The organism is Burkholderia sp. GbtcB21, assembly GCF_019091065.1.
Classification (GTDB): domain Bacteria; phylum Pseudomonadota; class Gammaproteobacteria; order Burkholderiales; family Burkholderiaceae; genus Burkholderia; species Burkholderia pyrrocinia_C.
Window position 1 is genome coordinate 1 of the sequence record NZ_JAGXKA010000038.1, and the last position, 9,566, is coordinate 9,566.

A 9,566-nucleotide genomic window follows, 5' to 3' on the forward strand; every position below is an offset into this window, starting at 1 on the left:
GTGCGCGGCGGCGCCGACGACGATCATGAGCGGTACTGGTACGACGGCGCGGGCCAGCGGGCCACCAAGCTCGGCACGACCCTCACCAGCGGCACCACCCGCAGCGAGCGGGTGCACTACCTGCCGGGGCTGGAGCTGCGCCAGACCGAACAGACCCGCGCCGGCGAAACCATACCGACGCCCGTCGAGCTCCTGCAGGTGCTCACGCTCGGTGCGGCCGGCCGCTCATCGGTACGGGTACTACATTGGGAACTGGGCCAGCCGGAGACGATCGGGAACGACCAGCTGCGCTACAGCCTCGACGACCAGATCGGCTCGTCGAGGCTCGAGCTCGATGCGCAGGCCGATCTCCTGACCCGGGAGGAGTACTACCCGTATGGCGGCACCGCCGTGTGGACAGCGCGCAACCAGGTCGAGGCGGATGCGAAGTACGCCCGTTACTCGGGCAAGGAACGGGACGCAACAGGGCTGTACTATTACGGCTACCGCTACTACCTGCCATGGCTCGGACGCTGGGCCAGTGCCGATCCCGCCGGCGCCATCGATGGGCTGAACCTCTACCGCATGGTGCGGAATAGTCCAATCAGTTTCCACGAGCCGACTGGCTTGCAACCGACCCTAGGTTGGACACTCTTGACTGCCGAGGCTCGAAAGAGCCCGCACGCTGTACTGTCGCCACTGACACCGGATCTGACAGGTGCAATGCAGACCGTTGATGTGAGCCTGGCCGAACGTAGAAATATCTGGCCGTTGTCCGGGCTCGATAGTTCCGAACACGGAACTATACCCATAGTATCAGACCTGCTTAACCCTGCTCCTGGAAAGGGGGCGCGGCTGCCTGAAGCCGTATTGCAACACGGAGGAATTGCAAAATTTTCATTTTTTGAAATTAATCCCCCTGAACGAATCAGATATGTCGCAATCGCACCTTCCGATGAAACATCAACTAAACAAAGCAGCAAGGCAATTGCTGAAGCCTATTGGATTCCACAAGGGAAAAGCTATGATATCCCAGTTGATCCAATCGCGTCTGGTAAGCCGCATCATGTTTTTACACCCGCCTTTAGTGGTTGCTCATTTGTAGTAGATCTGATTAATAAAGAAACATTACGAGTTTATCACGTTGAGGGAGGCAAGGAAATTGAGCAATATAATAGCCCAAGTATTGAGCATGGATTTGGAATGGTGGCGAACATGCAATATGCAGATTATGGATATTATCAGGATAAGGAAGGCCAGTTGTACGAGAACGTCCATGGGTTCGCTTTTCTTAGATATGAAACGAATGAGATGGAAGGAAGCGAGATGCAATGGAGGCTGCATTATCAAGGACAGGAGGCTCCGGCATTTGTAAGAAATCTTAGAAAATCAACATCATGGTTCTCATCTCATGAAAAATTCAGAGCTGATATTCCAGGTGCGGTCGTTGGGCGAGCAATCCCGCATGAAAGTAAATGGATTGATTCTGTCGCAGTAAGGCGGTCTGGTAAGCTTGCGTGATCGGAATTGAGGTGAAGTGAGCGCAGTCCTAGCAACTTAAGGATTTCTACATGACGGTCTTGGCGGCGAAAGGCTTGTGGGGCTTGGGTTGCGGAGGCCGAGGTTTGTTTCGGCCCGGGATGAAACGAGCGACATTCGCGGCAAGATGACGAAGCAGGCGGGCAAGCTCATCGACGGCGGGCGCAGGCCGATCACTTGTCGACGTCGTTCTTCACGTGCCTCACGAGGAAGCGATCTCATGTCTCGTCTTTCCATCCCCCCCACATAGCACCTCGTTATACACATCTCGGACTATGCGGCTTCATGGCGCAGCCCACGTAGGGGTTCCGCTGCTGTCATGACGCGCTCCAGACCTTGCCATATTGTCTTTATGCCCGGCTCACCATCGCCCTTGCGAGCAAGGAGAGGTGGCCGCGCAAATTCGGACAGCCGGATAAGTGGAACGTCCGAGGCAATCATGCTGCCGATTTGATCGCAGGCAGCGTCGCGAAGTATGCCTCATCCGGCGTCCGATCCGCCAAGCTCGAATGGGGCCGTTTTCGGTTGTACAGCTCGATGTAGTCGCCGATGGAGCGCCGGGCATGGCTGACCGACTCGTAAGCTCGCAGGTAAATCTCTTCGTACTTGACGCTGCGCCACACGCGTTCGACGAACACGTTGTCGCGCCGGGCCCCTTTGCCGTCCATCGACAGCCGCACGCCTCGACCCAGTACGGCCTCGGTGAACGCGCCCGCCGTGAACTGGCTGCCCTGATCGGTGTTCACGATGTCCGGCAGTCCGTAGCGGGCGAACGCTTCTTCCAGTGCCTCGACGGCATGCGTGGCTTCCAGCGTGATGGCAACCCGGTGCGCGAGAATCTTGCGGCTCGCCCAGTCCACCACCGCCGTCAGGTACACGAAGCCGCGATCGTTCTCCAGCGTCAACTGTCCGATCTTCGCGTGCAGCGTTTTCACGTCCACCGGCGGCTCGTTCGACGGTGTACAGGCCGCGCCGAACACATCCGCCGCACGCTCCTGCAGTTGCCGCTTCCACTCCGTGATCTGGTTCGGGTGCACATCGAACTGCTGCGCCAGTTCGGCCAGCGTGCGCTCGCCCTTGACCGCCGCCAGGGCCACTTTCGCTTTGAACGCCGCTGAGTGCGTCCGTCGGGTTCTCTTCGTCATCTTTCTTCCGGTTCCTTTGCCTGCATTATCGCTGGCTCAGGCCCCGGATGTTCCACTTATCCGGCTGTCCGAATTTGCGCGGCCACCTCTGGCCTTCTGACCCACGCGCGCGGCCATCATGAACTGGATTTCGCCCACGACCTTCGTCTTGAGCACTTTCGACCAGAGCTTGTCGCCACCGCCCAGGCTGCGGTTGTGCGTCGAACGAATCAGCCAGTCCGCAGGCGTACCCAGCTCCTGGGCGCGCAGCATCAGCGCCGCGATGTCCGCCTCGCGATCGACCACGTACACCAGCCGTGTGTCCGGCAACTGCGCAGCAATCTCGGCAACGCGCTCATAGCCTTCGATCCAGCGCGTGCTTTCCGTGATGCCACCACGGTGGCCATCGGTATCCTTGAACTCACGCGCCCACATCCATCGATCACGCCCAGCCCCACGCGATCCGTAGTGACGGCGTAGGTCGGATGCAGGTACATGCCGCGCTGCGCCTCATAGCTCAGCGGCCCCAGTCCAACGACATCCTGACCATTGAAGTCCAGCTCCGTGGTGTCCTGGATGCACAGCACGACTTCATGCCCACGCATGCGTTCCTGCGTGCAGTTCCAGTGCGGCTCCATGATGTCGCGCCACTCAACCGCCTCGTTTTGCATGAACCTGTTGGCTCCATGCGTCTCACCCCAGCCACGGCACGCGCCCGGAATGCTCGCCGTCGGCGTCTCAGCAAGCCGCGTAAGCAGAGCCTTCGCCCGTTCATTGCGCCTCGCGTCACCCAGATCCACGCCGTCCAACTCCCTGTATGCCCAACTATCGGACTCTCGCGTCATTTGTCGTCGCCGCAAATTGCAAGAGTAAACGGCTCTGTCGCGATAAGGAAGTCAAGGCGCATCGATTCTAGAATGTATAGGAATCCTTATGTAGCCAGCGCGTAGAATTGCTCGGCGGCCGTCTGGTTCTTGCGAACTGCTTTCATTTGCCCTTTGGCAATCATGCGCATCACTTCGATACCACCGAGCAGGATGCAAGCGCAGTGAAAATCCTTGAAGCCCATCATCGACCGGGTTCGGCGCTTGATGGCGCGGTGATCCTGCTCGACGATATTGTTCAGATATTTTTGCTGACGAATCTTGATCGGCTGCTCACGGGTGGCGTTGATGTCCTTGAGCGCCGCCAGGTTCGCCCCGCTTTTGTCGATCGTCACGGTCTCGGGCGCACCGTTCTGCGCGATCGATTTTTCGAAATACCGACGGGCGGCAGCCTTGTCCCGGCGAGCCCGCAGCAGGAAATCGATGGTGTTGCCCGCCTTGTCGACGGCCCGATAGAGGTATTTCCAGGCGCCGTTGACCTTGATCATCCGCCAGCTTTTTCCGACCGGCCGCTTGCGCTGGCGGAACGCCTTTTCCAGCGCCGGAAGGAGCTTGATGGCCCATCGATGTACCGTCGAGTGATCGACCGACACGCCCCGTTCGGCCATCATTTCCTCGAGGTCGCGCAGGCTCAGGGGGTACGCAACATACCAGCGCACGCACAGCAGAATCACGTCGAACGGGTAATACAGTCGCTGGAACACCCGCTTTCGGATCGCATTCATGCCTTGCTGCATCGCTCACTTCGCCTACATTTCGATCACGCAAGCTTACCAGACCGTCTTACTGCGACAGAGCCCTTGACAGTACCCGAGAAACATGTCCGTTACGCCGCTTGAAAAACTACGCACTATTTAATGAACTCGTCAGTAACCATGGAACTGGACACTAGACACCCATCTCCTCGAACGTGCCGATCAGGCTTTCGAGGCGCGACGCGAACGCCTCGACTGCGTCGACGAATTCGCGCGCGCTGAGAGTCGCCGTGGCGACGCGCTCGATCAGCATCACGGCCGCCGTATCCTCGTCGAGGCCGAAACTGCCGCCGCCCGTTTCCAACAAATCGAGATTGACGGCGAGCATCCGCCTCCAGAGTTCAGCCGGCGGATGCGCGGGAAATTCACCGACCATTCCGTACAGCACAAGCGCATCGGGCCGGTCGCGAATCGAGATCATCAGTTGCCCATCGAGCAGCAGGAAACACTGCCCGTGCTCGTCGAAATCGAGCGGCACGCCCGCCGCTTCGCTCAGCGCGTTCAACCATTCGGCATGCACATTCATCGTTCGCGGTTCTCCATCTGAAAAATGCAATTCCAATCCGCGCGCGCCGCTGTCCGACAGGCGACGCGCGCTTCACGTGGTCTTCATGCGGCCTCCATGCAGCCCTCACGAGACCTTCATTTCACCTTCAGGCGGCGATTGCGATCGCCATGAACGCCTCGATCTGGCCGATCATCGCGTGCGCGGCCAGCATCCGCAGCGCGGATTCGTCGTTCGGCGGCGGCGCGCCGAGATGCCGATCAAACGTCTCGACGAATACGCGCGCCTTGCGCGTCAGCGCCGCGACGTCGTCGCGAGCCGACGGCGCGCAACGCTTCATCGCGTCAGCCAGATCCGCGTCCGCCCGATCGCGATGCTTGCCGGATCGCCCGGCGGACAGCTCGGCGAAGTACGCGCCGATCCGCTCGACCTCGCGCGCGTGATCGTCGAGCTGCGCTTGCGGCGGCGCGTGCACCGGCACTCGCCCGAGATCGGTTTCGCGCACGAACGGGCCTCCCGCTGCATTGCCGGCCGTCGTCGCGCCAGCCTCCGAGAAAGCGCACCACGCCCGCCGCACCGACGCGATTTCGCACAACCGCTCGCAGTGGCGCGCGACGCCGGCGCGCTGATGGTTCAGCGTGTCGATCCTCGCCTGCACGGCCTGCGCATACGCATGTGCGCGATTCGGATCCTCGGTGATCCATGCGGCCGTATACGGCACGAAGTGCTCGGCGCCACCGCAGCGCAATACGCGCAGCGCCATCGACGCACAGTTTTCCTTCTTGCTGATCATCTGGTACATGAGTGCGGCCGTCGCAGCGGCGTTCTTCACCGTGCGCGCGTCGCGCAACATCGCCGCCTCGTTAAGCCCGAACAGCACGAACGTATCCCGGCCGGACGCGTCGCGCGTGCCGTGCTTGTCGCGATTGAATCCGATCGCCGGAAAATACACCTTGCGCGCGCTCTGTCCCCATTGCAGCCCCTTATCCAGCTTCTGCCCCGCTCTCGGGAAAAAACGTGCGTTGCGAAAATCCGCGTCGTCAAGCGGATCGTAGGCCTCCTTCCCGATCTTTCCTCTCGCGAGCTCGCCTCGCCACAGATTGCGCACTGTTTGCTCGCCGATTTCCGATCGCTTGTCCTGGCGATAATCGTTCGACGCCGCCGCGGCGACACGCTCGAATCCCTTGCCATCGAGTGAGTTGAGCGGCCACCAACTGACGTGCTCGTACACGTGCTGGCTGGCGTCGGTATCCGCCTGATTTTTGACCGTCAGCGATGCATGCCCCGGATAATCGAGACCACGGCATTCCCACGACCGAAATACTATCTGGCGCGCAAGCGGCTTCGCATCGCCCACCCCATGAAAGTGCTCGGCGATCGACACCATGTTGCGCACGAGCCGCCGATCTAACGGCTCGCCGTCGCGCCGCGCGCCGTAGTCGAACGCCGCTTTCGCGCTTTCCGTGCCGTATCGCTTCGACAGCGCGAGCACGAAAACCTCGAGCGCGCGGCGGTTTTCCGTGCGAACCTGCTCGACGTAGCGCCGGACCACCGTGCAGTGCTTGAGCAGCGGGACGTGCGCGAGAATCTCGAACAGCCGCTCCGTCAGCCCAAACCTCGCGACCGACACCGCCGGGCCGCGCTCGTCACCGCCAACGACGACGCGCGCGCCGGATCGCGCGCTTGCGACGAATGTATCGACATTGAACATCCAGTCCCCCGTTCGCTACGAGACATTCCAACACGGCGCGGCTACCGAGCGAACCGCTGCCTCCGCGGCGCCGATGCGCCGGGCGGACGCGCCTCAACCCCGCTCGACATTGACGTCATGCTGAAGGCAATCGTCCGGCGCGGCTTTCAGATTCCGCTCAGGCGGCGGTGTACTTACCGGATCGTCAGGCAAGCGGCGCAGCGTCGCGGACAGCGCTCGCCATCCCCCGCACGTGCGTCCCCGCTCGGCCACGCGGCATGGGTCCGTCTTCGGGCATCGTCGCAAAAGCGGACGCGGACGTCCGCGGAAATGCGCGGCGGCCCGACACGATTCGCGCCGAGGCCGCGCACGGCCGCGAATGAGCAATTTATGAAATCGGACCACGCGCGTCGGTCCCTAGAGTCGATACGGACGTCCGCTTTGCGCGTGCCGCCGTCGAACCGACCAAGGCGAAAACGCGGCGCGGAGTCAGGCGTGCCAGACCCCGTTCCACTCAATCGAGAACACAACATGACTTACAGCCCCATAATCGGCGGATTCACACACGTCAAGAAGGCGTCGTCCGATGCTCACATCGAGCAACGCGACACGCGACCGCGCACGTCGCTCGCACAGCAGATCAAGCGTGTCTTCAGCAAGATCGGCGAGACGCTCGATCAGTTGTTCCGCCGCGGTGCGCAGGACAGCGAGCCAGGGCGGGTCAAGCTGCAGGAGGGCGTTCGCTGCGTCGGCAGCTATCGGTCCACCGCCGACCCGAAACACGCGGTGCGGCATTTCTTCGATGTGGCGTCCAATCACGTCGCCCGCACGCGCACCCTCGAGATCCGGCAAGATCCAGAATTCAGCCGACAGACCTACGAAGCGGCGCTCTGCGCAACCTTCAGCGACGCGATGGACCGGTTCTGCATGGACCCCGCCACGCGCGTGGGCAACGTGCGGTCGGCGTTCGTCGCCGCTCTCGGCGACGCGGCGCGCGCGGCAGGGCTGCCCGGTGTCGACAAGAAAGGCGTGTTCACGCCGAGCGGCGTCGGCGCGAATCCGATCCTCAGCGAGATCCAGATATGCGCAGTTGGGCTGATGGGCCCCCAACTGCACGCGAGCCCGGAGTACCGCGAGATTCAGCCGTATGCGCGCCAGCAGGCGCTCGACCTTGTCGAAAAAGCGTTGCCGGCCGAGCGATCCGACGCGCTCGCTCGCTTCCGGCAGACGGTGCAGACGCTCGACGCCACGTACCGCCGCGCGGCAGAGGGAACGTCGGACGCGGCATGCGCCGCGTAATGAAGTAGAGTGGTCGGGATCGTCCGGCCGGGTGGCCTGGATGGTCCCGGATTGTGGGGTGGTGCGGATTCGATGGCTTCTACGAATTCCGTCCGACCTCAGCATTAGCCCTTGGCAATAGCCCTTCAATCCTGATTCACGGTCGTTATGCACAAGCGCCCCGCACAAATGTTCCAGATACGTCTCGAATGACGTCTCCCAGTCCATCATTCCTCACGGCATGGATGAAGAAGTTCCTATAATGGTATGAATTTATTGACACAGTAAGACTAACCCCGCTGATTTTTCAGAGGGATTACCACGGCATCGATAATGCCAATTTTCCCTTTCCGTTACGGTGAGGAGGGGCTATGAAATACTTTGAATTCTCTCCCAATGATTTGAGGATTTGAATAGAACAACATTCTTTTCTGGAGACGCTAAAATGTGTTCAATCACCCCGTAAAATGTATCAAAGTTTTCTTTGGACAGGCGCAACACCTCCCTTCGCCCATCGCCGGAAATCTCCCTCAGCCACCCCTCCTCCGTTACAATGTAGACGATTTTTTCGTTAATGGCGGAATAGACTTGGATTTCATACTCCCCCAAATAAACCCCGGGGACTTTAATCATGCCGGCATATACTGATCGAGGAAGGTAATGTTTCTCACCCACCAAAGTTTCGAGTTCTCCGGGGAGGCTCCATTCATTTTCTGAGCGCCCAAATAAGCCGGATTGACTTAAGGCGGCTGCGACTTCTGTTCCAGAAATGACGCTTGGCAATATCTCTACTGGCGCGCTCGCCAACTCCCCTCTTAGATGTATAACTTCACGCTCAGCCAAATCTTTGTCGTAAAGCGCGTGCAGTAGGCAGTCGCCCCCACCTATGTTTGGTTTAATAATAAATGAGCTTCGCCGTGGTGCGACATAAGTCTCTCGCACCGCTTCAGTTCGGCTTGCCGCGGGACTTTCTGCAAGCCCGATCTGAGTTTTATCACGCATTTTTTCCAGCTCTTTAGCATGAGCTACCGTGACCGCCTTCAGCATACCGATCAAATCTTCCTTCAAAGACGCTTTTGTAATCTGCCTAAGCATAGCTTGCTGGGGTTGGGCAGCATTGTTTTGTGCTGCGCCACCAGAATTTGATGTAATTAGACTTTTTACCTCGGAAAAGATCTTATCGGAAAAGATCTTATCGAAAATTAGCCCACCGAGGTCCCATCGGTTTATTGGATTGTTCCCGACCATGCAGAAGAGATTGAGCCCGTCGACGGGTCCGGCGGGATCAGGGTTGAGCCATCGGCCGAGCCAGGGGGCGTAGTAACGCAGGCCGTAGTAGTAGAGGCCGGAGGCGTCGCGCTCCTGGCCCGAGTAGCGCACGTACTTGTACTTGGCCTCGATGTCGCTGCGCGCCGACCACACGGCGGTGCCGCCATACGGGTAGTACTCCTCCCGGGTCAGGATGTCGGCCTGGTTGTCGAGCTCAATCATCGACGAGCCGATCTGGTCGTCGAGGCTGTAGCGCAACTGGTCGTTCTCGATCGTCTCCGGCTGGCCCAGTTCCCAATGCAGCACCCGTACCGATGAGCGGCCGGCCGCACCGAGCGCGAGCACCTGCAGGAGCTCGACAGGCGTCGGTATGGTCTCGCCAGCGCGGGTCTGTTCGGTCTGACGCAGCTCCAGCCCCGGCAGGTAACGCACCCGCTCGCTGCGGGTGGTGCCGCTGGTCTGGGCGGTGCCGAGCTTGGTGGCCCGCTGGCCCGCGCCGTCGTACCAGTACCGCTCATGATCGTCGTCGGCGCCGCCGCGCAC

Annotated in this window: 7 protein-coding genes and 1 pseudogene; 2 read left to right on the forward strand and 6 right to left on the reverse strand. The window is 60.3% G+C overall.

Translation table 11 applies throughout. The annotated features are described in order from the left end of the window. On the forward strand, positions 1 to 1,500 hold a 1,500-nt coding region (locus KVT39_RS35610; RefSeq protein WP_306795617.1), incomplete at its 5' end, for an RHS repeat-associated core domain-containing protein. 455 nt (positions 1,501 to 1,955) lie between these two features. Here KVT39_RS35610 and KVT39_RS35615 read toward each other — a convergent pair. The 5 genes and pseudogenes from KVT39_RS35615 to KVT39_RS35635 form a co-directional block, all read right to left on the reverse strand. Then, a complete protein-coding gene (locus tag KVT39_RS35615) occupies positions 1,956 to 2,663 on the reverse strand; it encodes an integrase core domain-containing protein (RefSeq protein ID WP_217591319.1) in 708 nt (235 codons plus the stop codon). Between the two features lie 87 nt (positions 2,664 to 2,750). Continuing rightward, positions 2,751 to 3,442, reverse strand: a pseudogene (locus tag KVT39_RS35620) (transposase DNA-binding-containing protein); the annotation flags it as partial. Between the two features lie 131 nt (positions 3,443 to 3,573). Further along, complete coding sequence (locus tag KVT39_RS35625; protein WP_217591323.1) at positions 3,574 to 4,251, reverse strand: IS6 family transposase; 678 nt, start codon at positions 4,249 to 4,251, stop codon at positions 3,574 to 3,576. Between the two features lie 163 nt (positions 4,252 to 4,414). Beyond that, positions 4,415 to 4,807, reverse strand: coding sequence for a chaperone SicP (gene sicP / locus KVT39_RS35630; protein ID WP_217591320.1), 393 nt, complete (start codon positions 4,805 to 4,807; stop codon positions 4,415 to 4,417). A 127-nt stretch (positions 4,808 to 4,934) separates the two neighbouring features. Further along, positions 4,935 to 6,497 (reverse strand): type III secretion system effector BopA family protein, encoded by a 1,563-nt coding sequence (locus tag KVT39_RS35635; protein WP_217591321.1) that lies wholly within the window; start codon positions 6,495 to 6,497, stop codon positions 4,935 to 4,937. A 369-nt stretch (positions 6,498 to 6,866) separates the two neighbouring features. Between KVT39_RS35635 and KVT39_RS35640 the strand changes: the two genes are divergently transcribed. Next, entirely contained in the window at positions 6,867 to 7,775 is a 909-nt protein-coding gene (locus KVT39_RS35640; protein ID WP_306795618.1) for a type III secretion protein BopE, read from the forward strand. Between the two features lie 348 nt (positions 7,776 to 8,123). On the opposite strand, the gene KVT39_RS35645 is transcribed toward KVT39_RS35640, so the two are convergent. Further along, a partial coding sequence (locus KVT39_RS35645; RefSeq protein WP_217591322.1) for an RHS repeat-associated core domain-containing protein occupies positions 8,124 to 9,566 on the reverse strand: 1,443 nt, incomplete at its 5' end.